General features: G+C 47.3%; 20 protein-coding genes and 1 pseudogene. 16 read left to right on the top strand and 5 right to left on the bottom strand.

Annotated features, from left to right (window positions below):
• Positions 1-30 precede the first annotated feature (30 nt).
• The 15 genes from ispC to A8L45_RS12535 all read left to right on the top strand — a co-directional run bounded on the left by ispC (position 31) and on the right by A8L45_RS12535 (position 18,823).
• Positions 31-1,224: a 1-deoxy-D-xylulose-5-phosphate reductoisomerase gene (gene ispC, locus A8L45_RS12465; RefSeq protein ID WP_068902735.1), complete on the top strand. Its 1,194-nt coding sequence runs from the start codon at positions 31-33 to the stop codon at positions 1,222-1,224.
• The gene (gene rseP, locus A8L45_RS12470; protein WP_068902737.1) at positions 1,224-2,579 is read left to right on the top strand and encodes a sigma E protease regulator RseP; all 1,356 of its coding nucleotides are present in this window, start codon (positions 1,224-1,226) and stop codon (positions 2,577-2,579) included. Before ispC ends, rseP begins: the two co-directional genes overlap by 1 nt.
• Positions 2,580-2,640: 61 nt before the next feature.
• Complete coding sequence (bamA, locus tag A8L45_RS12475; protein WP_068902740.1) at positions 2,641-5,019, top strand: outer membrane protein assembly factor BamA; 2,379 nt, start codon at positions 2,641-2,643, stop codon at positions 5,017-5,019.
• 20 nt (positions 5,020-5,039) lie between these two features.
• Positions 5,040-5,552 (top strand): OmpH/Skp family outer membrane protein, encoded by a 513-nt coding sequence (locus tag A8L45_RS12480; protein WP_068902742.1) that lies wholly within the window; start codon positions 5,040-5,042, stop codon positions 5,550-5,552.
• Positions 5,553-5,560: 8 nt separating this feature from the next.
• Positions 5,561-6,586: a UDP-3-O-(3-hydroxymyristoyl)glucosamine N-acyltransferase gene (lpxD, locus tag A8L45_RS12485; protein ID WP_068902744.1), complete on the top strand. Its 1,026-nt coding sequence runs from the start codon at positions 5,561-5,563 to the stop codon at positions 6,584-6,586.
• A gap of 91 nt (positions 6,587-6,677) precedes the next feature.
• Positions 6,678-7,130, top strand: a complete 453-nt coding sequence (fabZ, locus tag A8L45_RS12490) for a 3-hydroxyacyl-ACP dehydratase FabZ (protein ID WP_068902771.1) — start codon at positions 6,678-6,680, stop codon at positions 7,128-7,130.
• Positions 7,131-7,132: 2 nt separating this feature from the next.
• The gene (lpxA, locus tag A8L45_RS12495) at positions 7,133-7,921 is read left to right on the top strand and encodes an acyl-ACP--UDP-N-acetylglucosamine O-acyltransferase (protein WP_068902746.1); all 789 of its coding nucleotides are present in this window, start codon (positions 7,133-7,135) and stop codon (positions 7,919-7,921) included.
• Positions 7,921-9,078: a lipid-A-disaccharide synthase gene (gene lpxB, locus A8L45_RS12500; RefSeq protein WP_068902748.1), complete on the top strand. Its 1,158-nt coding sequence runs from the start codon at positions 7,921-7,923 to the stop codon at positions 9,076-9,078. Before lpxA ends, lpxB begins: the two co-directional genes overlap by 1 nt.
• Before the next feature lie 4 nt (positions 9,079-9,082).
• Positions 9,083-9,682, top strand: a complete 600-nt coding sequence (gene rnhB, locus A8L45_RS12505; protein WP_068902750.1) for a ribonuclease HII — start codon at positions 9,083-9,085, stop codon at positions 9,680-9,682.
• Between the two features lie 76 nt (positions 9,683-9,758).
• Positions 9,759-13,238, top strand: coding sequence for a DNA polymerase III subunit alpha (gene dnaE, locus A8L45_RS12510; RefSeq protein WP_068902752.1), 3,480 nt, complete (start codon positions 9,759-9,761; stop codon positions 13,236-13,238).
• Between the two features lie 56 nt (positions 13,239-13,294).
• Positions 13,295-14,257, top strand: coding sequence for an acetyl-CoA carboxylase carboxyl transferase subunit alpha (gene accA / locus A8L45_RS12515; protein ID WP_068902754.1), 963 nt, complete (start codon positions 13,295-13,297; stop codon positions 14,255-14,257).
• Between the two features lie 78 nt (positions 14,258-14,335).
• Positions 14,336-15,667: a tRNA lysidine(34) synthetase TilS gene (gene tilS / locus A8L45_RS12520; protein ID WP_068902757.1), complete on the top strand. Its 1,332-nt coding sequence runs from the start codon at positions 14,336-14,338 to the stop codon at positions 15,665-15,667.
• Between the two features lie 266 nt (positions 15,668-15,933).
• Positions 15,934-16,806, top strand: coding sequence for an alpha/beta fold hydrolase (locus A8L45_RS12525; protein ID WP_083228326.1), 873 nt, complete (start codon positions 15,934-15,936; stop codon positions 16,804-16,806).
• Between the two features lie 182 nt (positions 16,807-16,988).
• Entirely contained in the window at positions 16,989-17,288 is a 300-nt protein-coding gene (locus tag A8L45_RS12530; RefSeq protein ID WP_068902761.1) for a c-type cytochrome, read from the top strand.
• A 182-nt stretch (positions 17,289-17,470) separates the two neighbouring features.
• The gene (locus tag A8L45_RS12535) at positions 17,471-18,823 is read left to right on the top strand and encodes a sodium-dependent transporter (protein WP_068902773.1); all 1,353 of its coding nucleotides are present in this window, start codon (positions 17,471-17,473) and stop codon (positions 18,821-18,823) included.
• A 102-nt stretch (positions 18,824-18,925) separates the two neighbouring features.
• Here A8L45_RS12535 and A8L45_RS12540 read toward each other — a convergent pair whose 3' ends face one another.
• From A8L45_RS12540 to tsaA, 5 genes and pseudogenes are all read right to left on the bottom strand, one after another.
• The gene (locus A8L45_RS12540) at positions 18,926-19,114 is read right to left on the bottom strand and encodes a DUF4250 domain-containing protein (protein WP_068902763.1); all 189 of its coding nucleotides are present in this window, start codon (positions 19,112-19,114) and stop codon (positions 18,926-18,928) included.
• Between the two features lie 221 nt (positions 19,115-19,335).
• Positions 19,336-20,196: a GGDEF domain-containing protein gene (locus tag A8L45_RS12545; RefSeq protein ID WP_068902765.1), complete on the bottom strand. Its 861-nt coding sequence runs from the start codon at positions 20,194-20,196 to the stop codon at positions 19,336-19,338.
• A 95-nt stretch (positions 20,197-20,291) separates the two neighbouring features.
• Positions 20,292-21,392 (bottom strand): patatin-like phospholipase family protein, encoded by a 1,101-nt coding sequence (locus tag A8L45_RS12550; RefSeq protein WP_068902775.1) that lies wholly within the window; start codon positions 21,390-21,392, stop codon positions 20,292-20,294.
• Between the two features lie 277 nt (positions 21,393-21,669).
• Positions 21,670-23,387, bottom strand: a pseudogene (locus A8L45_RS12555) (proline--tRNA ligase).
• A gap of 65 nt (positions 23,388-23,452) precedes the next feature.
• Positions 23,453-24,157, bottom strand: coding sequence for a tRNA (N6-threonylcarbamoyladenosine(37)-N6)-methyltransferase TrmO (gene tsaA, locus A8L45_RS12560; RefSeq protein ID WP_068902767.1), 705 nt, complete (start codon positions 24,155-24,157; stop codon positions 23,453-23,455).
• A gap of 133 nt (positions 24,158-24,290) precedes the next feature.
• Here tsaA and gmhB point away from each other — a divergent pair, with 133 nt between their 5' ends.
• Complete coding sequence (gene gmhB / locus A8L45_RS12565; RefSeq protein WP_068902777.1) at positions 24,291-24,851, top strand: D-glycero-beta-D-manno-heptose 1,7-bisphosphate 7-phosphatase; 561 nt, start codon at positions 24,291-24,293, stop codon at positions 24,849-24,851.
• The last annotated feature ends 343 nt before the right edge of the window (positions 24,852-25,194 follow it).

The raw sequence follows: 25,194 nt of genomic DNA on the forward strand, positions 1-25,194 counted from the left end.
GTCGGATAAGAAGCTGAGGCAGAATATCCAATGCAAAAAATAACGATTCTCGGTGCAACAGGTTCGATTGGAACCAGTACTTTGTCTGTGATCGAGAACAATCAGGAAGCCTTTGAGGTCACTGCATTGGCAGCGAATGCCAATGTTGAAAAAATGCTGGCTCTCTGTGCTAAGTGGAAGCCTGCATATGCGGCTATGGCTGATGTCGAAGCAGCGCAACGCCTGCAACGGCTGCTGAAAGAGAACGGCATTCATACCGAGGTACTCAGTGGTGTTGAGGGGCTATCTACTCTGGCGGCGCTGCCAGACGTTGATATGGTGATGGCGGCGGTTGTGGGAGCGGCTGGTTTAGAACCTACCATGGCAGCGGTTAAGGCGGGCAAGCGGGTGCTGCTTGCCAATAAAGAAGCACTCGTGATGTCTGGACAGCTATTTATTGATGCTGTCCACAAGTATGGCGCCGAGCTGTTGCCTGTCGACAGTGAGCACAATGCGATCTTTCAATGCTTGCCCACTGAGGTTCAGTTAAACCCCGGTAACTGTGATTTAACGAAAGCGGGTATCAGTAAGATCCTACTTACTGGCTCCGGGGGACCTTTTAGATATGCTGATATTGAAAGCCTGAGACAAGTCACTCCAGAGCAAGCTATTGCTCATCCAAACTGGTCAATGGGTCCAAAAATTTCTGTCGACTCAGCCACCATGATGAACAAAGGGCTGGAGTATATTGAGGCTCGCTGGTTGTTTAATGCCTCACGTGAACAACTTGAGGTTATCATCCATCCCCAGTCTGTTATCCATTCTATGGTGCAGTATCAGGATGGGTCCGTGTTGGCACAGATGGGACAACCAGACATGTGCACGCCAATCGCCGCTGCGATGGCATATCCCGACCGAGTCGATGCAGGCGTCGCGCCGCTCGACTTTAGTAAGGTAGGGGAGTTTACGTTTATGCAACCTGACTTTTCGCGTTATCCGTGCCTGAAACTGGCCATTGATGCGTGTTATAGCGGTCAGGCTGCGACGACAACATTGAATGCAGCCAATGAAGTTGCGGTGGCTGCGTTCCTTAATCGTGAAATTGGATTTACACAGATAGCACAGGTAAATGACGCTGTGCTGCAAGGTGCCGATCTGTGGCAGCCTGAAGGTTTCGAGTGCCTAATGGCACTGGATAAGGCTGCTCGTCTGACTGCATCTCAATGGGTGAAAAGGATATCCTGATGATAGGAATTTTATGGAATCTTGCCGCATTTCTTGTGGCGCTGGGGTTACTGATTGCCGTCCACGAGTATGGACATTTCTGGGTCGCCAGACGCTGCGGTGTTCACGTTGAACGTTTTTCGCTGGGATTTGGCAAAGCACTCTGGCGAAAAATGGGTAAAGACGGCACGGAATACACCATTGCTATGATTCCTCTTGGCGGATACGTCAAGATGCTGGATGAGCGGGTTGAAGATGTACCTGAGCACATGAAAAGCCAGGCATTCAACAATAAACCATTGTGGCAACGAAGTGCCATTGTTGCCGCTGGACCTGCCGCCAACTTCATCTTTGCCTTTTTCCTCTATTGGCTGGTTATGATGATAGGAACCCCCGCCATCAAGCCCATTGTTGGTGAGGTAACTTCAGAATCTATCGCTGCTAATGCCGGAATCACACCCGGAATGGAACTTACGCGCGTTTCAGGTATCAAAACCGCAGACTGGGATTCAGTTAATCTTCAGTTAATTGGTCATATAGGTGACTCATCTCTGACATTGACGGCGAAACCTGCTGACAGTCAGGGGATTGAGGTGACCAAGACACTGAATCTGGATAATTGGTCGTTCGATCCCGAAAAGGAGTCACCACTCAGGACCTTAGGTGTCATACCTTTTAGACCAGCTGTGTTAACAGAAGTCGCTCAGATATCTGGAGGGTCGCCTGCAGAGGTGTCAGGCTTGCAGGCAGGAGACAGATTGGTCTCGGTCAATGGCTCAGCCGTCACACAATGGCAGCAGGTTGTTGATGTGATTCGTCAGAGTCCGAATAAAACAGTTACTCTGGGTGTCGAGCGTGATGGTCGTGATGTCAGCCTTTCACTGGTGCCCGGTGTTCGTGAGCACGATGGCGAAGAGATAGGTTTTGCAGGGGTGTCACCAAAGTTGGAACCTTGGCCTGAATCATATCGTTTCCTGATGCAATATGGCCCACTTGAAGCTGTTCCAGCAGCATTAACAAAAACGTGGCAGATAGTGGCACTGACAACAGAAATGGTGAAGAAATTGCTGACAGGCGATGTCGCAGTTAAAAACCTCAGTGGCCCTATTTCGATTGCGAAAGGGGCAGGAATGACAGCCCAGATTGGTCTGGTCTATTTCCTTGGTTTCCTTGCTTTCATCAGCGTGAACTTAGGGATCATTAATCTGCTTCCTTTGCCTGTGTTGGATGGTGGTCACCTACTGTTTTTCGGAATCGAAGCAGTAACTCGGCGTCCGGTATCTGAAAAGGTACAGGAAATGGGATATCGGGTTGGTTCAGCATTACTGGTAATGTTGATGGCAGTTGCATTATTCAATGATTTTGCCCGACTTTAATTTTTTACTGCCCAGACGAAGATGTCTGGATAGCATTTAGCAAGGAATAGTCAGAACAGCGATGGCGATGAAAAAACTTTTACTGGCGTCTCTTCTGTTCTCAAGCAGCGTGGTTGCTGCGGATTTTGAGATCAGTGATATTCGGTTTGAAGGGCTACAGCGTGTCAGCGTGGGTGCTGCCTTGCTGGCCATACCGGTGCGTGTTGGCGATAAAATTGACGATAACCAGATTTCTGGTGTGATTAAGTCTTTGTTTGCCAGCGGTAACTTCGAGGATGTGAGGGTATTCAGAGATGGCAATGACCTTCTTATCAAAGTTATCGAGCGTCCCACCATTGCCAGTATCTCGTTTTCTGGTAACAAAGCGATAAAAGACGAACAATTAAAGGGTAACCTTACGTCTTCAGGATTATCCGTCGGTGAAGGTTTAGACCGATCACGGTTGTCTGTTATTGAGCAGGGCCTTGAAGATTTCTACTACAGCGTGGGTAAATACAATGCCCGTGTAAGCACGGTGATCACGCCATTGCCCCGAAACCGCGCAGATGTGAAATTTGTTTTCACTGAAGGGGTGTCGGCAAAGATCCAACAAATTAATTTCATTGGTAACGAAAAATTCAGCGATGACGAACTGAAGTCGACATTTAAACTCAGATCTGACGTGCCATGGTGGAACTTCATTGCTAATGAAAAATACCAAAAGCAAGCATTGGCAGGCGATCTGGAGAACCTCCGTACCTTCTATCTCAGCCGTGGCTACCCCAAATTTCAAGTAAAGTCGACGCAGGTTTCCATTTCACCCGACAGAAAAGGTGTTTATATCACTCTCAACATTGATGAGGGTGATGTGTATAAGGTGAAACGCGTTCGTTTTATCGGTAAAAAAGACACCGAAAAATTCCATGAGTTATTAGACATTCAGTCTGGTGACGTCTTTAACGGTTCGAAAATCACTGCACTCGAAGAAGCAATCAAACGCCAGCTGGGTGAGTCCGGATTTGCTTATCCTCAGGTTACAACTATCCCTGAGTTCGATGACAAATCAAAAACTGTGTCGCTGTCTGTCAAGGTTGACCCCGGTAAACGCGTTTATGTTCGCAATATCCGTTTCTCAGGTAACCAGATCACTAAAGACGAGGTGTTACGTCGTGAGATGCGCCAGATGGAAAGCAGCTGGCTCAACGCCAAATCAGTTGAGGAAGGCAAACAGCGGCTGAATCGTTTGGGCTTCTTTGAGACTGTTAACGCACAGACAGTGCGTGTTCCCGGTACAGAAGATCAAGTTGACGTCTTATACTCGGTGAAAGAGGCCAGTGTAGGTAGCTTCAGCGGTGGCATTGGTTATGGGACTTCTCAGGGAGTCAGCTTCCAACTGGGTGTGACGCAAAATAACTTTGCCGGTACAGGTAATCAGGTCGGTATCAGAACAATGTTTACTGACGCCGAGAAATCAGTAAACCTTGACTACCGTGACCCCTATTGGACTCTAGACGGTGTCTCGCTGGGGGGGAATGTTTTCTACAACGAGTTTACATCCAAAAAAGCCAATATCGCTGAATACACCAATACCAGTTACGGTACTGAAGTATCCTGGGGTTTTCCTTTTGATGAAATCAACTACTTCGATTTCTCACTGGGTTATCAGCACAGCACGATTGGCAATTTAAGCAAATATTTTCAGTTGAATGAGTTTTTGAAAGTTCAGGATGAGAATTACACAAAAGCTAAAGGATTGGACGTTGATGACTTTGACTGGTCTGTGTCCTGGTCAAGAAACGCATTAAACCGAGGTTTCTTCCCAACAGAGGGTAGCTATCAGCGGGCATCTTTCCGGATGACTGTACCTGGCTCTGATGTTCAGTTTTATAAGCTTCAGTACAATGTACGTAACTACCTTCCTCTAAGTGAGGATCATGGTTTCACATTGCTTACTCGCGGCCGACTTAATTACGGTAACGGTTATGGCGAGAAAAACGGCCAAGACTATCTGCTGCCGTTTTATGAAAATTACACTGCAGGCGGCTTCTCTACATTGCGTGGTTTCCGCAGCAACACTGCAGGCCCTCGCGCTGTTTACCAAAAAGGCTCGAATGAGGTAGCTGAGTCTATTGGTGGTAACGCTCTTGCTGCGGCCAGTGCAGAGTTAATCTTCCCGATGCCATTCCTGTCCGATAACGCTAGACGTCAGGTACGGACCAGTGTTTTCGTTGATGCTGCATCAGTGTGGGATACTGAGTTTGATTTTGAGGCCGCGAAAAAATTCTCTGGCAACCCAAATCTGCTTGACTACAGCGACCCTGCCAATTATCGCGCATCTTATGGCGTATCATTGACATGGCAGACATTTGTGCCCTTGGTATTCTCGATCTCTAAACCGATCAGAAAATTTGATGAAGATGAAGAAGAGTTCTTCAACTTCACCCTTGGACGTTCATTCTAATTATTGCCCGGGAGTTTAACTTGAAAAAAATATTTAAAGCGGCTGGTCTCAGTTCGCTTCTTTTGTTGGGAATGGTTTTTACCCAAACAGCCTATGCCGCCCAGAAAGTGGGTTATGTCATGGTCGAACAGGTGCTGGATCAGATTGCGCAGAAAAATAAAGTTTCTGAAAAGCTGCAATCGGAATTTAAAGGACGTGTGGCTGAACTGACCAGGCTAAAGACAAAACTTGAGAAAGGTGTTCAGAAGCTTAAACGTGATGGCGAGCTGATGTCTGAGAAGGATAGAGTCAAGCTACAACGCGATCTGCAATCAATGGATGCCGATTACAAGCTGAAGGTTAAAGCGATTCAGGAAGATCAGCGAAAGCGTGGTCTGGAAGAAGAAAATAAACTCATCAAAAAAGTAAAAGCTGCCATCGATAAAGTTGCCAAGCGTGAAGGTTATGATGTGGTGGTGGACGCAAAAGCGATCCTGTTTGCTAGTCCGGCTGACAACCTGTCGGAAAAAGTGATCAGAGCAGTACGTAAGTAAGGTAAATAATGGCTTCTATTACACTCGCTGATTTAGCGGAAAAACTGAATGCAGAGCTTCATGGAGATGGCTCAGTGACAATCTCTGCAATCGCAGGTATGGACAAAGCAGGTGATGGCGACATCACCTTTTTGTCAAACAGCAAATATCGAGAGCACTTGGAACACTGTCAGGCGAGCGCTGTTATGGTCAAGGAAGCCGACCTTGCGCATTGTCGCTCAAATGCTTTAGTCGTTAGCGACCCTTATCTGGCCTATGCACTGACAGCTCAAATTTTAGATTCAACGCCTCGCTGCGCGGTGGACATTGCGCCTTCTGCCTACATTGCACCTGATGTTCAACTTGGTGGAGGTGTTAGTGTTGGCCATAACGCAGTGGTTGAGTCGGGTGTGGTGCTTGGCGATAACGTGGAGATTGGCGCTGGCTGTTTTGTAGGTAAAAATGCAAAAATTGGCGCTGGCTCTCGTCTGTGGGCAAATGTAACTATTTACCATAGTGTACAGCTTGGTGAACAGTGCCTGATTCAGTCTGGCGCAGTGATCGGATCCGACGGGTTTGGCTATGCCAACAACAAAGGAAAATGGATTAAAATTCCGCAAGTTGGCAGCGTTATTATCGGCGATCGTGTTGAAATTGGAGCCTGCACAACCATTGACCGTGGCGCAATAGACGATACTGTTATCGCCGACGGAGTGATTATCGATAATCAATGCCAGATTGCACATAATGTCTCAATCGGCGAAAATACCGCGATTGCTGGGGCGACAGTAATGGCGGGAAGCCTGAAAGTTGGGAAACATTGCTACATTGGCGGCGCAAGTGTATTCCAGGGCCATATGGAAGTTACTGATGGCGTTACCGTTACAGGTATGTCTATGGTCATGAAACCTATTTCCGAGCCGGGAGTATATTCGTCAGGTATCCCTGCTCAGTCAAACCGCGAGTGGCGTAAAATGGCTGCTCGGGTGATGAAGATTGATGAGATGCATAAGCGACTGAGGTCAGTTGAAAAACAGCGCGACTCAGACAAGTAGCCAGTAATTTGTAAAGTGGCCCGCCCACGTGCGGGCCTTTTTCGTTATTCATCCAGAAAAAGAATTAACATATTTTAATGGGATCAAGACCTTGAGCGGCGAAAACAAAGTTCTTCATATCAATGAAATTAAAGAGTTACTACCACACAGATATCCGTTTCTGCTAATTGACAGAGTGACGGATTATGAAGAAGGTAAGTACTTGCACGCGTTCAAAAATGTGACAGTCAACGAACCACAGTTTACTGGCCACTTTCCCCAGTTGCCTGTCTTTCCGGGCGTGCTGATCCTTGAAGCCATGGCACAAGCGACAGGTCTTCTAGCATTTAAAACCTTTGGTACTCCAGCAGAGAATGAACTTTACTACTTCGCCAGTGTTGATAGCGCTAAGTTCCGCGCTCCTGTCACTCCGGGTGATCGACTGGATATTGAAGTGGTGTTCGTGAAAGAGCGCCGTGGTATTGCAGCATTTACTTGTCTGGCGAAAGTTGATGGCAAAGTTGTCTGTGATGCTGAGCTTAAGTGCGCAAGAAGAGAGTTTTAATTGTGATTCATGAAACCGCACAAGTACACCCAACAGCGATTGTTGAGGAAGGTGTCACTCTTGGTGCCAACGTAAAAGTTGGTGCGTTTTCTTTTATCGGTAAAGATGTTGAAATTGGTGATGGCACCGAAATCAAAACCCATGTGGTAGTCAAAGGCCCGACAAAAATAGGCAAAGATAATGTTATCTATCAATTTGCCACAGTTGGTGAGGCCTGTCAGGACCTCAAATATGCTGACGAGCCGACAACGCTAGAAATTGGTGACCGAAATATTATCCGTGAAAGCGTTACCATGCACCGCGGTACGACTCAGGATAAAGGCCAGACGATTGTCGGTAGTGACAACCTGTTTATGGTTAATGTCCACATTGCCCATGACTGTGTGATTGGCAATAAGTGTGTCTTTGCCAATAATGCAACACTCGCCGGACATGTTACTGTCGGTGATTTCGCAATCATTGGTGGCATGTCAGCGATACATCAGTTTTGCGTGGTGGGTGAGCACTGTATGGTTGGCGGCGGTTCTATTGTCGTTCAAGATGTTCCGCCGTTTGTGACGGCGCAAGGCAACCACTGCCAGCCGTATGGCATTAATGTCGTTGGCTTGCAGCGCCGCGGCTTTGAAAAGCCGAGCATTCGTGCGATTCGAGCTGCTTACAAAGAAATCTACCGCTCAGGCATGACGCTGGAAGAAGCCAAGAAACGCATTGCTGAGATGGCACAGGATGAAACTGCAATCAGTCACTTTGTTGATTTCTTCGCACGCTCAACACGAGGCATCATTCGCTGATGACGGTCGCTGAATCGGGCAATAGGCCACTCAGAATAGGAATTGTCGCCGGGGAAGTCTCCGGCGATATTTTAGGTGCTGGCTTTATAAAAGCGATACGGGAAACGCATCCCGATGCAGAATTTGTCGGTATTGCGGGCCCTAAAATGCAAGCGGAAGGCTGTCATACGCTCTTTGATATGGAGGAGTTAGCAGTGATGGGCATTGTCGAAGTGCTCGGTCGATTGCGTCGTCTGTTTGCCGTCAAACACCAGCTTGTCGAACATTTTACGGCTGATCCACCAGATGTATTCATTGGCATTGATGCACCCGACTTCAACCTGCGGCTGGAAAAAGATCTCAAGGATAAAGGGATAAAAACTGTTCACTATGTGAGTCCCAGTGTCTGGGCGTGGCGTCAGAAACGTATCTTTAAAATTGATGCAGCCACGGATCTGGTTCTGGCCTTTCTGCCTTTCGAAAAAGCCTTCTATGACAAGTTTAATGTCGCTTGTGAGTTCATTGGTCATACCATGGCCGACACCATTCCACTCGTCAGTGACAAGCAAGAGGCAAGACAGCTCCTTGGCCTAAATGCTGAAGGAAAGTACCTCGCTGTGCTGCCAGGCAGTCGTGGTGGCGAGATGAAAAGAATGGCACCTGTCTTTATCGAGACCTGCAAAAAGCTTCATGCCCGTTATCCAGAACTTGGCTTTGTCGTCGCGCTGGTCAATGATGCAAGACGTCAACAGTTCGAAACTATTTGGCAAGAGCTCGCCCCCGATCTGACGTTTACCTTGGTGGATGATACTGCAAGAAACGTGATTGCTGCAGCGGATACCGTATTGTTGGCTTCAGGCACAGTGGCACTGGAATGTATGCTGGTGAAAAGACCTATGGTGGTCGCTTACAAAGTCAATGCTTTTACTGCTTGGCTGGTGAGAAAAATGCTGAAAACTGACTATGTGTCCTTGCCAAATATTCTGGCAGACAAGGAGTTGGTGCCGGAAATGTTGCAGGAAGATTGCGAGCCAAGCAAGCTCACTGAACAGGTGGCAGAAAGCCTGGAAGGTGACACTCAGCCTTTGATGTCTGAATTTACCCGGCTTCATCAGTTGATTCGTTGCGATGCCGATGCGTCTGCAGCCAGAGCTGTTCTCTCTTTGATAGGTAAATAATCTTATGGACTTTGAACCGTTTGAATACCCAGATGCCTCTCTTATTGCAGGTGTTGACGAAGTTGGTCGAGGGCCATTGGTGGGGGCAGTGATTACTGCAGCTGTGATCCTCGATCCTGAAAATCCTATTGAAGGCCTGACGGACTCAAAGAAACTGACGGACAAAAAGCGTGAAAAGCTATTTGTTGAGATCAAAGAGAAAGCGTTGTGTTGGTCGCTAGGCCGCGCAGAACCTGAAGAGATTGATCAACTCAATATCCTTCAGGCGACGATGGTTGCTATGCAACGTGCGGTGAATGGGCTTGATATGACACCGGGTTTTGTTTTGGTTGACGGTAACCGTGTTCCCGAGTTGTCAGTGCCATCACAGGCGGTAGTTAAAGGCGATCTTCGGGTGGCAGAGATCAGTGCTGCGTCTATTCTTGCAAAAGTCACCCGGGACAGGGAAATGGAAAAACTGGACGCCGAGTATCCGCAATACGGGTTTGCCAAGCACAAAGGCTATCCTACCAAAGCCCATTTTGAAGCCCTGTCAGAATTTGGTGCTATCGAACAGCACAGAAAAAGTTTTAAGCCTGTAAAGAAGGCGCTTGGCATTGCATAATGCTTAAGTAATACAATTTCAGGGAGCGGTATCGCTCCCTTCCAGTCTGAAAATTAACCAGAAATACAAGAGATCTATGGCTGACCCACGATTTATACACCTCCGAGTACACAGTGACTTTTCGATGATTGATGGATTGTCGAAAGTGCCACCTTTGGTGAAAAAAGTGGCCGAGATGGATATGCCAGCCATGGCGCTGACCGACTTCACCAACCTTTGTGGTCTGGTGAAGTTTTATAACACGGCCCAGAGTACAGGCGTTAAACCGATCATCGGTGCTGATTTCCACATGCAGACCGAAGCCTTTGGTGATGAGCTTTGCAAGATCACCGTGTTAGCGGCCAATAATGCGGGTTACAAAAATCTGACGTTGTTGATTTCTAAGGCTTATCTGAGAGGGCATGTCCAGCATCAGCCTGTGATAGACAGAGAGTGGCTGGAAGAGTTGAGTGAGGGTCTTATCCTGCTCTCAGGTGGTCGAAGTGGTGATGTCGGAAAAGCCTTATTAAAAGGTAACTTGAATCTGGCAAAAGCCTGTGCCGACTTCTATCAGACCCATTTCCCTGATGCCTATTATTTGGAGTTGGTCAGAACAGGCCGACCTGATGAAGAAGCCTATCTTCACTTTGCGTTAGAATTTGCAGAGAAAAATGACCTACCAGTGGTTGCGACCAATGATGTCTGCTTTCTCAATGCTGATCAATTCGAGGCTCATGAAATACGGGTCGCTATTCATGACGGTTATACGCTCGAAGATCCTCGCCGCCCGAAGAAATACAGCGAACAGCAATATTTGCGCACAGAAGATGAAATGTGCGCGCTCTTCGAGGACATCCCAGAGGCATTGGCAAACTCGGTTGAGATAGCCAAGCGGTGTAATGTCAGTGTTCGTCTTGGTGAATACTTCCTGCCGAACTTTCCGACAGAGGGTATGGAAATTGGTGACTTCCTTGTCAAAAAGTCGCTGGAAGGGTTGGAACAACGCCTCGAATTTCTGTTTCCAGACCCCGAAGAGCGTCTCAAGCGCCGTCCTGAGTACGATGAACGCCTAAAAGTTGAGCTTGGCGTGATCAACCAGATGGGCTTCCCGGGTTACTTCCTGATTGTGATGGAGTTTATCCAGTGGTCTAAGGCCAATGACATTCCTGTTGGGCCGGGTCGTGGATCCGGTGCTGGCTCCCTGGTCGCCTATGCACTGTCGATCACCGACCTCGATCCGCTGGAGTTTGATTTACTGTTCGAGCGTTTCCTCAATCCTGAACGTGTCTCCATGCCCGACTTCGACGTCGATTTCTGTATGGATAAGCGCGATCAGGTGATTGATCACGTTGCGGAAATGTATGGTCGTGATGCGGTATCCCAGATCATTACCTTCGGTACCATGGCGGCCAAAGCGGTTATTCGCGATGTTGGCCGTGTATTGGGTCACCCGTATGGGTTTGTCGATCGTATTTCAAAGCTCGTTCCGCCAGACCCGGGTATGACGCTAGAGAAAGCGTTCAAAGCGGAGCCACAGCTCACTGAAGTGTATGAGGGTGATGAAGAGGTGAAAGCCCTTATCGACATGGCCCGTATCCTCGAAGGTGTAACCCGTAATGCGGGTAAACATGCCGGGGGAGTCGTTATCTCACCCACGACCATCACTGATTTCGCTCCGCTTTACTGCGACAGCGAGGGCCTGTTCCCAGTTACCCAATTTAACATGACGGATGTTGAAACCGCAGGTCTGGTTAAATTCGACTTCTTGGGCCTCCGCACACTGACCATCATCGACTGGGCGCTTGGGATGATTAACCCGCGTCTGGCGAAAGAAGGCAGAGATCCCGTCCGAATAGAAGCTATTCCAATGGCCGATCCGGCGTGTTTTAAACTGCTTCAAAATTCCGAAACCACGGCAGTCTTCCAGCTCGAATCAAGAGGCATGAAAGACCTCATCAAGCGACTCCAGCCGGACTGTTTTGAAGACATGATCGCACTGGTTGCTCTTTTCCGTCCGGGCCCGCTGCAATCAGGCATGGTAGATAACTTCATCGACCGTAAGCACGGCCGTGAAGCCGTATCGTACCCGGATGAAAAGTGGCAACATGAGTCGCTGAAAGAAATCCTCGATCCGACGTATGGCATCATCCTGTATCAAGAACAGGTAATGCAAATTGCTCAGGTACTTGCCGGTTACTCGCTCGGTGGTGCTGACTTGCTCCGTCGTGCAATGGGTAAGAAAAAACCAGAGGAAATGGCGAAGCAGCGGGCGACCTTCGAGAGCGGCGCGATCGACAACGGCGTTGATGGCGAGCTGGCGATGAAGATCTTTGACCTGGTGGAGAAGTTCGCGGGTTATGGCTTTAACAAATCTCACTCGGCTGCCTATGCACTGGTTTCTTATCAGACACTTTGGCTGAAAACCCATTTCCCTGCCGAGTTTATGGCGGCGGTAATGACGGCGGATATGGATAACACCGACAAAATTGTTGGTCTGGTGGAAGAGTGCCGTCGTATGCGCCTGACCATGCTGCCACCAGATGTTAATTCAGGGCTTTATCGGTTTAACGTCAATGAACGTGGCGAAATTGTTTACGGTATCGGCGCGATTAAAGGGGTCGGTGAAGCCCCAATTGAAAATATCATCGCAGCCCGAGAGAGTGGCGGCTATTTCAAAGACCTATTCGATTTCTGTGCCCGTATAGACACCAAAAAAGTGAATAAGCGGGTTATTGAAAAGCTGATCATGTCAGGTGCAATGGACCGTTTGGGACCGCATCGTGCGGCAATGAGCGCTTCTCTGGATGGCGCCATCAAAGCGGCGAGCCAACATCATCAGGCTGAGGCATTTGGTCAGGCAGACATGTTTGGTGTATTGACGGAAACCCATGAGGAAGTTGAGCACAAGTACGCTCAGGTTAACCCATGGCCGGAAAAAGTGCGGCTTGACGGTGAACGAGAAACGTTGGGGCTTTACCTGACAGGTCACCCGATAAACAGTTATATCCGTGAGTTGAAACACTACACAACGTGGAAGCTGGAGGATGCTCATGCGACGAAACGCGATGTGGTGTCGACTGTTGCCGGTTTAGTTATTGCCGCGCGGGTAATGACGACCAAACGAGGCTCTCGGATTGGCATTCTGACACTTGATGACAGGTCAGGGCGTATGGAGGTTATGCTGTTCTCCGACGCACTTGACAGATACCTCGATTTGATTGAGACAGATCGAATTTTGGTGGTTTCCGGACAGGTCAGCTTTGATGACTTCAACGGTGGGCTTAAAATGTCTGCCCGTGAAGTAATGGATATCTCTCAGGCTAGGGAAAAATACCTACGAGGCCTTGCTATCTCGGTGACAGATAGGCAAATTGATAACCAATTTTTCGAGAGATTCAGTGACATCCTTGAACCGTTTAGAGCGGGCACGGTGCCAGTGAATCTCTATTATCAGCGCGCAGACGCCAGAGCGAAGCTGGTTCTCGGTACAGAGTGGCGCGTGACACCAACCGATAAGCTAATTGACGAATTAAAAGAACTGCTCGGCGAAAAACAGGTCGAGTTGGAATTTGACTGATCATATTGCCATCCCGGGGGGAGGGCGATTTATTATTTTGACAGGATTCTTAATCTATGAGTCTCAACTTCCTTGAATTTGAACAGCCGATAGCAGAGCTGGAAGCAAAAATTGAAGCTTTACGTAATGTTTCAAAACGTGGTGAAAGCCCAGAGGCTGTGAACCTCGATGAACAAATAGAGCAGCTCGAGCAAAAAAGCGAAGAACTGACCAAGAAAATCTTCAACGATCTGGGTGCATGGCAAATAGCGCAATTGGCAAGGCACCCACAGCGTCCTTATACGCTGGATTATGCCGAGCTGATTTTTACAGAATTTGAGGAGCTGGCGGGTGACCGCGCCTATGCCGATGACAAGGCCATGGTAGGAGGACTTGCTCGTTTGGATGGTCGCCCGGTGATGATCATTGGTCATCAGAAAGGTCGTGAAACCAAAGATAAGGTTAAACGTAACTTCGGTATGCCAAAACCAGAAGGTTATCGCAAGGCATTACGTCTGATGAAGACGGCAGAGCGCTTTAACATGCCAGTGATCACTTTCATCGATACAGCTGGTGCATTCCCGGGGCGCGGAGCTGAAGAGCGCGGACAGAGTGAGGCTATTGCCCGTAACCTGAAAGAAATGGCTGGCCTGAAAGTGCCGGTGATTGTCAATGTTGTTGGTGAGGGCGGCTCTGGCGGTGCACTGGCGATTGGTGTAGGTGACTATGTCAACATGCTGCAGTACTCCACTTACTCTACGATTTCGCCGGAAGGTTGTGCATCTATCCTGTGGCGTGATTCCGATAAAGCTCAGCAAGCTGCTGAGGCCATGGGTATGACTGCGCCACGATTGAAAGAACAGGGATTGATCGATTCAGTGATTGAAGAGCCGATGGGCGGTGCCCACAGAGATGTTTCTCATACAGCTGAAAATATTAAGCAAAGACTGATCAGTCAGCTTGCCGATTTGGACACTATGGACACAGAAAGCTTGTTGGACAGACGTTACAATCGCTTACTGAATTATGGATACTGTTGATTAGAAAGGGCCTCAGGGCCCTTTTTCATTTCTGTTTGCTATCATTGGCACAATGTCTCAGCATGATCAGTAACTACTATGTTGTTTTCCCGTTTCCAAAACGTCCTTGATACTTATCTACCCGAACCCAAGCAGGTGATTCTGGCATTCAGTGGTGGTCTTGACTCCCGTGTCCTTCTTGACCTGCTCGCCACCTACCGGGATCTTCATCCTCAGCATCACTATCTGGTTGTTCATGTTCATCACGGATTGAGTCAGTATGCAGATGACTGGCAAAAAGCCTGTGAGGGTTGGGCTAACGATGCTGGCTTTTCCTTTGTGTGTAAAAAAGTGCAGCTACAACTTCAAGGTAACAGTCTGGAGCGAGAGGCGAGGGAGGCGAGATACAAAGCGATTGCCAGCCTTATGGAGCCAGGCGCTGTGGTATTGACAGGCCAGCACCGTGATGATCAGGTTGAAACCTTTATGTTAGCCCTAAAGCGCGGCAGTGGGCCTGCAGGCCTATCATCTATGCCGGAAAGGCGCTGTTTTCACCACGGTTCATTGCTCAGGCCACTCCTGAGTGTCAGCCGCAACGATATTGAGATATGGGGACAGGAGCAGGGGCTTTACTGGGTCGAAGATGAAAGTAATTTGGATCAGCGTTTTGACCGAAACTTCCTTCGCCATCAATGGTTGCCTGTTGCTCGTGAGCGATGGCCGGGATTTGATAAAGCGGTAGAGCGAACTGCAAGGTTGTGTGCTGAACAGGAAAGCCTGCTTGATGAATTGTTGTCACAGTTCGATGATCAAATACATGCTCATGACGGTGCTTTTTCACTGTCCGTTTTGAGTGGTAAATCGGGACAAATGAAAAACGCTTTGCTCAGACGTTGGCTAAAACAGTCTGCATCTCTCTCCGTATCACAAGCGCAGCTCGGCCAAATCAGGGAAAACGTGATTAATGCCGCGAGGGATGCCAACCCGGAAGTGACGGTATCTGGGTGGCAGGTTCGTCGATACGATAACAAGCTTTATCTCCTGGGGCGTTTACAAGATATATCTCAATGGGAAGGCTTCGTAGTGCCGGGTAGTTGTCTCGAGTTACCAGATAGCGTCGGTAAACTCTGTTTATCCCCCTTTTCGGGCAGTGGTATGCCAATTCGAGCGCCTACGACTAATGAACGTGTGTCAGTTAGTTTTAACCCTGAAGGTTTATACGCCCATCCGGTTGGCAGGCAAGGGAAAAGGAAACTGAAAAAACTGTTTCAGGAATATGGTGTCCCAAGCTGGAACCGACGACGCACACCACTTCTTTTTTATGGCGAGAGACTGGCCGCGGTATCAGAGCTTTTTGTCTGTCATGGTTTTCAGGGCAACGATCTGGAGGTGTCGTTGTTGAAGAATGCCCAAAGATATGATGATGAATGAACTTAAAAAGTGTTTTTAATCTGTATTTTTTGTCAACGATATGAGAATAAATAACTCATCAGACCAGTATGCCTTTTGATGTGTATTCATCTTTGCTAGCGTGGTTTAACGATTACAGTAATGTAATTGTTATGTAGAAACACTGCGGGTAGGCAGTAGGTGGAGTTTCATCTGACGGCAATATTAAGCGCTCTTTATGCATGGGTAGTAAATCTTTGTATCAATCTGTCTGTCAGTCACGCCGTTGAGCCTCCCTTAGCGATTAGATGAAAGAGGAAATGGCTGTGATAAATAGTAGCCAGAAAATGCCCACTTATCAGGATGATGACGGCGCGATCAGTATTAAAACGTTCGGTTCAGACAAAAATCGGTCTGTCGTGTTTATTCACGGCTGGCCTGATGATGATGGTCTCTGGGACAAATATATTGACGCTATGTCGCACCGCTGGTACTGCGTTGTGGTTCGGTTACCTAATTTCGGCTCATCGTTAGACACTCGACGTGGACACAGTGTTATTCAACTGGCAGACATGTTGCACAACACATTAGATTCAATCGGATTGACTGAAAGCGAGTTCGATTTGGTCATACATGACTGGGGTGCAGTAATTGGATATTGTTACGAAAGGAAGTATCGAGGCGTAAGAAAAATAGTTGCGCTTGATATTGGCCCTACTTTTGAAAAGTCTATTAAGAACATAGTGTTGATTACGTCTTATCAGACCCCGCTCGTTTTCTCATGGTGGATCGGTAAAGTGCTTCCCATTGCAGGTAACTGGCTTGCCCGTCTTACTGCATTTGGCTGTGGTATTCGTGGAAATATCAAAAGAGTGACATGGGACATGAGTTATCTCTATTACTTTTATTTACGGGATAACACTCTCTCTTTGTTCAATAAAAAATACGCGTTGGCAAGTGGTGTGCCTGACTGCCCGGTATGCTTTATGTACGGTAGCGAAAGCCCCATCGCGTTTTTCACTAATGAATGGATTGAAAATATCGAAAAATCAGGTGGAGTGTCGAAGGCTATCCCCGGTGATCACTGGTTTTTACATAGTCACTTTGACGAAGTTTTACCGCTGATCGAAACGTTTCTTACTACTGAAAAACCGGATAATGTTCTTAAATTTGCCCTTTGAACAAAAGTGGCACGAATTCAAATGATGCAGTTCTTTTTTACTCAATCAGGAATCTTGGCAGAGGCCGAAAATAATCGTCTATAGGCTAAACAACCTGCCTCGCTAATCCATTGCTGAGCCCGGCTTTTGCATTGAATAAAAAATATATCGATAAAAAATGCAAACCACGAGAGGAGTATAAGGTGAAAATTACAGTACCTGCTATTTGTCTGGGTCTTTCGCTTCCGGTATCCGCAATAGCAGCAGGTAACTCTGCTGGTCAAGCTTGCGCAGGCTGTCATGGTGCGAGTGTTATTGCAAAAGCCGCAATTAAAAGCCCAGATCGAGACAAACAACACAAGCCACTTTTTGCTACCGTAATAAACGCTAAAAATACAAATAAAGTAAGTAGTGAGACGGCGGTGACTATGCAGGTTAAATCGATAAGGTTATCAAATGCTGAGTTAGCGGATATGGCTGCTCATCCAGCATTTACGAAGTGAAAAACGTAAAATATCACAGAGTATCTTACTCTCTGGCCAGCTTTCTATGCTGGCTTTTTCTTTTCTGTAATTTGTACAGTTGATCTGGTTGAAAAATAGGCGTTCAATCTCCGGCCTATTGTATCTTTCTAGCGCTTACACTATCGTACTAGCTTGCTGATACATATGAAGAGGTAATGTACATGGCAACAGGGCGTGAGCAGTTCAGCTCAAAAATGGGATTTATTTTGGCTGCGGCAGGCGCCGCGGTCGGTTTGGGCAATATCTGGGGCTTTCCAACCCAAGCTGCCAGTAATGGCGGCGGTGCATTTCTTATTGTGTATCTTGTGATGATTTTGGTGGTCGCTTATCCCATGCTGGTGGTTGAGCTGGCAATCGGCCGACATGGTCGGGCCAATCCTATCGATAGCATGAAGGTTTTGACCGAAAAGCCGTTGCTTAAACAACTTGGTGCGGGTGTCGGTGTCCTTGGCCTGATGGTTCCCTGTCTTGTGTTGTCATTTTACGCCATCGTGGGTGGCTGGATCATTTGCTTCTTTCTTGCGGCGGGTTGCCAGATTGCCGGGTTAGAAGAAGCAGCTCAATGGCTTACTGCTTTTACGCCTCAACGCAATATGTTGGGTGCGGTGATCTTCTACCTGCTGACTGCAGTGATTGTGCAAGCGGGTGTGAAAGCAGGGATTGAAAAGTGGTCAAGACGTCTCATGCCCGCGTTACTGGTGATGTTTGTCGTGATGTTTGTCTATGTCATGACGCTTCAGGGGGCGGTAGATGGACTAAAACAGTTTCTGATCCCCGACGTGAGTAAAGTCATGAACAAAGACCTATTGCTTGCCGCCATGGGGCAGGGATTCTTCTCTCTTACCATAGGTGGTTGCTCGATGCTCATTTATGGCTCATATCTGCGAAAAGATGAAAACCTGCCGAAAATAGCTTTAAATGTCGCTCTGGTGGATACCTTGGTCGCGGTATTAGCTGGACTGGTGATCCTCCCTGCCATGTATGCAGCAATGGCGAAAGGGGTGCAGATCTACGGTGCGCAAGGTGAGTTAAAGAGTGCTTCAACGTTGGTATTCGATGTTTTACCTACCTTGTTTGATAATCTCGGTGCGATGGGACCTTTTGCCGCGTTGTTCTTCTTTGGATTGATGACTATAGCAGCACTGACCTCTTCTATCTCTATGTTGGAATGCCCAGTGTCACTGATCAGTGAGAAGTCTGGAGTGAACCGTCAGGCAGCGAGCTGGTTACTGACAGTCGTTATAGGGATAGCCAGTATCATTATCATCTTCAATTTTGATGCGCTGTTTGGGCTGGTAGCCAAGGTTGCTACTCAGTATATCCAGCCTTTCGCAGCCTTTATGTTTTGTCTATTCGGTGGCTGGGTGTGGCAGCGAGCAAAAAAACTGGAGCATATCGGGGACGGAATTGACGGTTTTGAGTCAGGTCTATTCTGGAAAGTATGGCCTTTCTATGTCAGATATATTTGCCCGTTACTGGTTGCTGCTGTGCTCTGGGTATCGGTTTTCGCCTAACTAGCTCTTAGCTCGAGATGATATAAGTACACTGGCCGCGAGTTGTTACAGCCATGAAGCAGACTCGCGGCTATTTACCAGAGAAGGCTAATGCCTTTTGACTCAGCGAAACTGGCGCTGCTCTTTCTGGTATTCAAACCCTGCTTCCGCCAGTTTGGTGCAAAGGGCAATCATGTCTATCTCAAAATAGCTGGCCAGATCTTCCAATGAGCTGAAATCGTCGCGTAACTTCATATTGACAATACTCATTAGCATGATGGGATCCATACTGGCAAAGTTCTTTAAATCCATAATTATCCTCCTATAACTGTTGGCCGTGCGATATGACCGTCTTGGAAACGGCAAGTATACCCCTTCTTATAAACGCAGTAGCTGGATATTTTTTAAAATTCTTTGCGCCGTTACGTCTTCTGTTTTCGAACTCGTTTTCGGTGTTTGTCATGTTTATAAATATTGAGAATAACTCGTGTAGATTCCGGGAGAATATCGAGAGGAAGAATGTTGGGGAGTGATTAGCGTTTGGTTTTCTTACTCCGATACATGCTCTGGTCGGCACGTTCAAAGAGCGATAGCGGTGTATCTCCCTTTTGATAAATAGCATATCCTGCAGAGCAGTTAATATGATGCTCGCCCAGCATTCTGTCATTTGCGATTAAGGTTTTCAGTCGATGGTAAATAACCGACGCGGGTTTTGGATCCCGGCCGTTAATGAGAGTCGCAAATTCATCGCCACCCAGACGGAAACAATCAGCCACTCCGTTCACTGCCAGTTCAAGTTGTCTGGCATAGCGTTTAAGTACTTTATCTCCTTCAAGATGACCGTACCTGTCATTGACTCCCTTAAAGTTGTCCATGTCGAAAACAACCAAGATGAGTCCGTCTTCTGTTATGTAATTACTGGCAATCGACTTTTCTAATTGTATGTTGAAACTAAAACGATTTTTTAGCCCTGTCAGCGAATCATAGTAGGCCATTCGTTGTAAACGCGTGATCTCCGCAATGGTATTCAACGGACCTGCCAGCATCCGATGGAAGGTATGGATGACGCTAATCTCCTCCTGATCAAGAGGGTAGGCCGTTTGGTATCTGAGTGTTCCAAGGCTGGTATCGCCAAAGCGAATAGAAAATGTCTGATTAGTGCCTGCTCGCTGCCGTATTGAAACGGTATGCGTGGTACCTTCATGAGACCAGGTGAGTTCGTTAATATCGATATGTTTGTGTAGCTCTGAGACGAAGGCACTGAGTAGTGCTGCGAGATCAGTGCGACCTTGCAGTTTCTGCAATACTAACAGCCTCTGATCGGCACTAAAAGGTACCCGACGTGTGCGTAGTGAGGATGCTTTAGCTTCTTTTATACTCTGGGTCGATCGCATTAATCTTTACCCGAGAGCCGAAAAAAGCGAGGGGTAAAGGTTGGGCAGGCTCAGGACGCAGAAATCTAAATTCCCTATCACAGCTCCGTTTTTCGTCAGTCAAAAAGAAAACTCATCAATTCAGACCGACGATTCTGAGCATCCTGATACCCCATGTCAATCAACTCACTAATATATTGTTGTTCAAATAGTAAATAGCTGGTGAGTGTCGCATCATTCTGGGGACTTAACCCCAGTATCCTCATAAGCCCACGTGTGGCAATCGGCATCTTTGTGTAACTTGACTTTACCAAGGGATCGAAGCTTTTCGAGGGGGACATATACAAAGCGTCCACCTGTCGTAATTCTAATTTTTTGGCGGTTTCAGGTGGCATGGCAGCGGTGATACTGTTCATTCTCTCCAAATGTTCAATATCTGCAGAGAGTGTATCCGCAAAAATGGCATCCATGAGATGACCGCCCAGTGCTGCGAGTCCCGGTGCTGCCGATAGACCGGGTGTTTCTGCGCTAATATTGACCCCTAGATCGATGCAAAGCACTTTGTCTGCACCGAGTTTTAAAGCAGGGCGTAACGGTGAGATAAGGTGGATAGAGCCATCGCCATAAAAACTATGGCCGATTCTTGAAGCAGGAAACACGATGGGAATCGCTGATGATGCGAGCAGATGTTCGGTATTTAATTGACAATGGACACCCTGTGATCTGGCTCGCTGCCAGGGCTTGATAGAACTGCAACCTTGAAAAAAGGTCACTGATTTACCTGACTGGTAATTGGCAGCTGTCACTGCGATACCATGTAAGTGCCCTGACAAAATTTGTTGCTCTAATCTGTGGTAGTGAATGACCCTGTAAAGTAAATGACGAAGGGGACGGTTGTTTAGCAGTGCGAAGGAGGGGGCAACATGATAATCAGCCTGCATACGGGAGAAGGTTTGTCGGCCTATATGAGCCAGCATTCCGCCGACAGAGCTGCTGAAAACATCCTGCGTTTTCAGGTTACGCCACAAACGGGTCAGCTTTTTGGCTCCCAAAGTAAAACAGGAAGCATGGCAGGCGAGAGCAGTAACATTGAGAGCACCCGCTGACGCACCGCAATAGATACTAAAAGGACTGGCTTCCGCTCGGGGAAACCACTCTGAGATCGCCTGAATGACACCCACTTGATACGCTGCACGGGCACCACCACCACTCAACATCAGGGCAATCCGTTTTTTTGGTTGCTTAGGCTGAGTCGGCACGCGAGGCTATTCTCCCATTAGTTTACGCTTTTAAATGAGAACCTTAGGTTAGGTTTCCTACCTATTAGTATGAACCAAATATGACTTCTGGTGATCGATGAGTGAGAACTCCCACGATTTTTTATTTAAAGGGAAATGTCTCTTAGAAACATGTTAACTATCCATTAGACCGAGTGTAGAAAGAAAAGTGACAAAAAAGCCCTCCATCGGGAGGGCCTAGCAGTATATCTTTTCGTTATCCGGCAAGTTGTTCTTTCAGATAATCGACCATGTTTTCCATCTCAACGGCAATTTTCTCACCGTCGCGGCGTGTTTGTATTCGAAAATACCCTTGTCCATACTGCGCTCACCAATGACAACGGTGTGAGGAATCCCTACCAGTTCCATATCAGAGAACATCACGCCCGGACGCTCTTTACGGTCATCAAACAGCACTTCAATACCCGCTGCTTTCAGATCGGCGTAGAGTTTTTCAGCGGCCTGTTGAACCCGCTCAGATTTGTGCATATTCATTGGAACAATAGCCACAGTGAACGGGGCAATGGCGTCTGGCCAGATGATGCCGTTCTCATCGTGTCTTTGCTCAATAGCAGCGGCAACAACTCGGGAGACACCAATACCGTAACAGCCCATTTCAAGAATGGTATTTTTACCGTCAGGACCAAGAACTCCCGCATTCATTTTTTCTGAGTAGTTGGTGCCCAGTTGGAAAATGTGGCCAACTTCAATACCACGCTTCAACTGGATGGTACCTTTACCGCATGGACTTGGGTCACCTTCAACCACACTTCGAAGATCTGCAACTTCGCCCAGCGGAACATCACGATCCCAGTTAATGCCGAAGTAGTGTTTTCCATCGACGTTGGCACCCGCGCCGAAGTCACTCATGGTGGCGACGCTTCGGTCTGCAATGAAAGTGATATTCAGATTAACCGGACCGAGTGAACCCGGGCCAGCACCAACGGCAGCGCGAATTTCTTCCTCTGTTGCGAACTCCAGAGGCGCAGCAACCTGAGGAAGCTTTTCAGCTTTGACTTCGTTCAGTTCATGGTCACCGCGAATCAAAAGTGCAATCAGCTCACCGTCAGCGTCCTCAGCCGCTCTCACAAACAGAGTCTTGATGGTTTTCTCAATAGGGGTATCAAACTGTTCGACCAAATCAGCGATGGTTTTCGCATTTGGCGTATCAACCAGCGATAATTCCTTAGTCGGAGCCTGACGCGACTCTGCCGGGGCCAGCGCTTCAGCCATCTCCACATTGGCCGCGTAATCAGATTCTGAAGAGAAGGCAATCACGTCTTCACCACTGTTTGCCAGAACCTGAAACTCATGAGATGCAGAACCACCGATCGCACCGGTATCTGCCAGCACAGGACGGTAGTCCAGACCCATTCGATCAAAGATATTGCAGTATGCTTTGTGCATAGCATCGTAAGATGCATCCAGACCTTCTTTATTCAGGTCAAAGCTGTACGCGTCCATCATGCAAAATTCACGTGAGCGCATTACACCAAAGCGTGGACGAACTTCGTCACGGAATTTCGTTTGAATCTGATACAGGTTCAGTGGTAGCTGCTTGTAGGAATTTACTTCATTACGTACCAGATTGGTGATCATTTCCTCTGCTGTTGGGCTCAACGCAAAAGGACGATCATGGCGGTCAGTGAAGCGCAGCAACTCAGGCCCCATTTTTTCTGCACGGCCAGTTTCTTCCCATAGTTCTAACGGCTGAACCACAGGCATCAGTGTTTCAATAGCACCGGCTTCATTGATTTCTTCACGAACAATGTTTTCGATTTTTTGCAGTACGCGCAGACCGGTTGGCAGCCAGGTATATAGACCTGATGCTTGCTTGCGGATCATACCGGCACGCAGCATCAGCTTGTGGCTGGTCACTTCTGCATCGTTTGGCGTCTCTTTCAGAGTCGAAAGAAGGTATTTACTGGTACGCATTTACGCTTATCCGTTATTTAAAAAAGGAGTGTTGGAATGAATGAGCCATATTAACAGTGACAATGCTATTCGCCAAAGTCTTCTAGGCTTGTTACCTGAATATCCTGACCTGACACTTTAAATCTTACATTCCAGTCAAACAAGTGAACGCCATATTCCTTATCGTCCTGTTTAGATTTTTTATAAGCGGGTCTCGGATCTTGTGCCAGCACCTCAGTGATCACTTTTCTCTGGTAGTTACCCGTGTCAGATGATGCCAGTTGTTGGGAAGCGGCAGATGAAAACTGAACATGCATTGTCGACGGTACTGAAGAGGCATAGCCCCCTTCGGCATTGGGTAAGGCATCGGAATAGGGAATATAAGGCTTAATGTCGACTATTGGTGTACCGTCAACAAGGTCGCAGCTCGATACATCAATATATACTTGGCTACCCTCTTTTCTTATGCCCAAAAAAGGAACGGCAGACATACCGATACCGTTTGGACGGAAAGTGGCCCGGCTGGCGAAGACGCCCACTCTATCATTACCACCAAGGCGTGGTGGTCTGACTGTAGGTGTCCATCCTTTTTCTAAATTCTGATCAAATAAGAACAACAACCAGAGATGACTAAACTGGGAAAGGCCTCGAACCGTGTCCTCGTTATTGGCATCTCCCGTTAATTGAATAGAGGCAATAGCACTGGGTGCCAGCCCGGGCTGACGGGGAACGGCAAATTTCTCCTTATATGGAGAGAGAATATAGCCAACAGGTGTGATCTCGTAGGTCATCGTATTGCTATCTGTAAGATTAATGCCTGCACCTTATCACAGTTTATCCGGGCTGAGAGTGACTGTGGTAAGAGGTGAACCTCAGGACAAGCCGTGTCATAATCGCGACATTAGATTTATAGAGGGCAATATTTTGGCCAAACCAGCTGTTTTTATCGATCGTGATGGCGTGATTAATGTTGACCATGGTTACGTGATCAATGTCGATGACTTTGAATACATAGAAGGTGTTTTTGATGCCTGCAGGGCAATGAAGGAAATGGGCTATCTGTTGGTTCTGGTGACTAACCAGTCCGGTATTGCTCGTGGTTACTATTCAGAGGATGATTTCCTGACGCTGACAGAATGGATGGACTGGAACTTTGCCGATAAAGGTGTAGATTTTGATGGCATTTATTACTGCCCTCATCACCCAGAATCAGACAGTGAAAAATACGGTCAGGATTGTGAATGCCGGAAACCAAAACCGGGTATGTTTACGTCAGCCCGTGACTTTTTGAAGATCGATATGGCCAATTCTGTAATGATTGGTGATAAAGCGGATGATATGAGAGCAGCTGGCGCTGCTGAAGTCGGGACAAAGATCTTGGTTAGAACTGGTAAAAATGTAACAGAGCAAGCTGAATCACTTGCTGACTGTGTATTAGACAGTGTTGCTGATGTACCTGCATGGCTAAAACAACAGGTTAAATAAAAATAAAAGATATTTAGAATATTTAAAAACGGCCTTATTTGGTCGTTTTTTGTTTTATATGGTTCCATTTTGAGCGCTTGAACGTTTTTTTCTAATAAAAATGAATTTTTCGCAAATAAACTATTGCGATAAAAAAAACTGTCCCTATAATGCGCTCCTCGTTGGCACGGAGAACTTCCTGCCTAACACTGAGCAAGCAAAAGTGCTTGACTCAAAAGAGGAGTTCAGTAAAATCTGACCCCCTCTGATGAAGCCCGCGAAAGCAAACCTTCATCATGTTCTTTAACAATTTGACCTATGCAATCTGTGTGGGCACTCGTGAATGATAGAAATAAGATTTATC

It is taken from the genome of Veronia pacifica, from assembly GCF_001707825.1.
In the GTDB taxonomy this organism is placed as follows: Bacteria; Pseudomonadota; Gammaproteobacteria; order Enterobacterales; family Vibrionaceae; genus Veronia; species Veronia pacifica.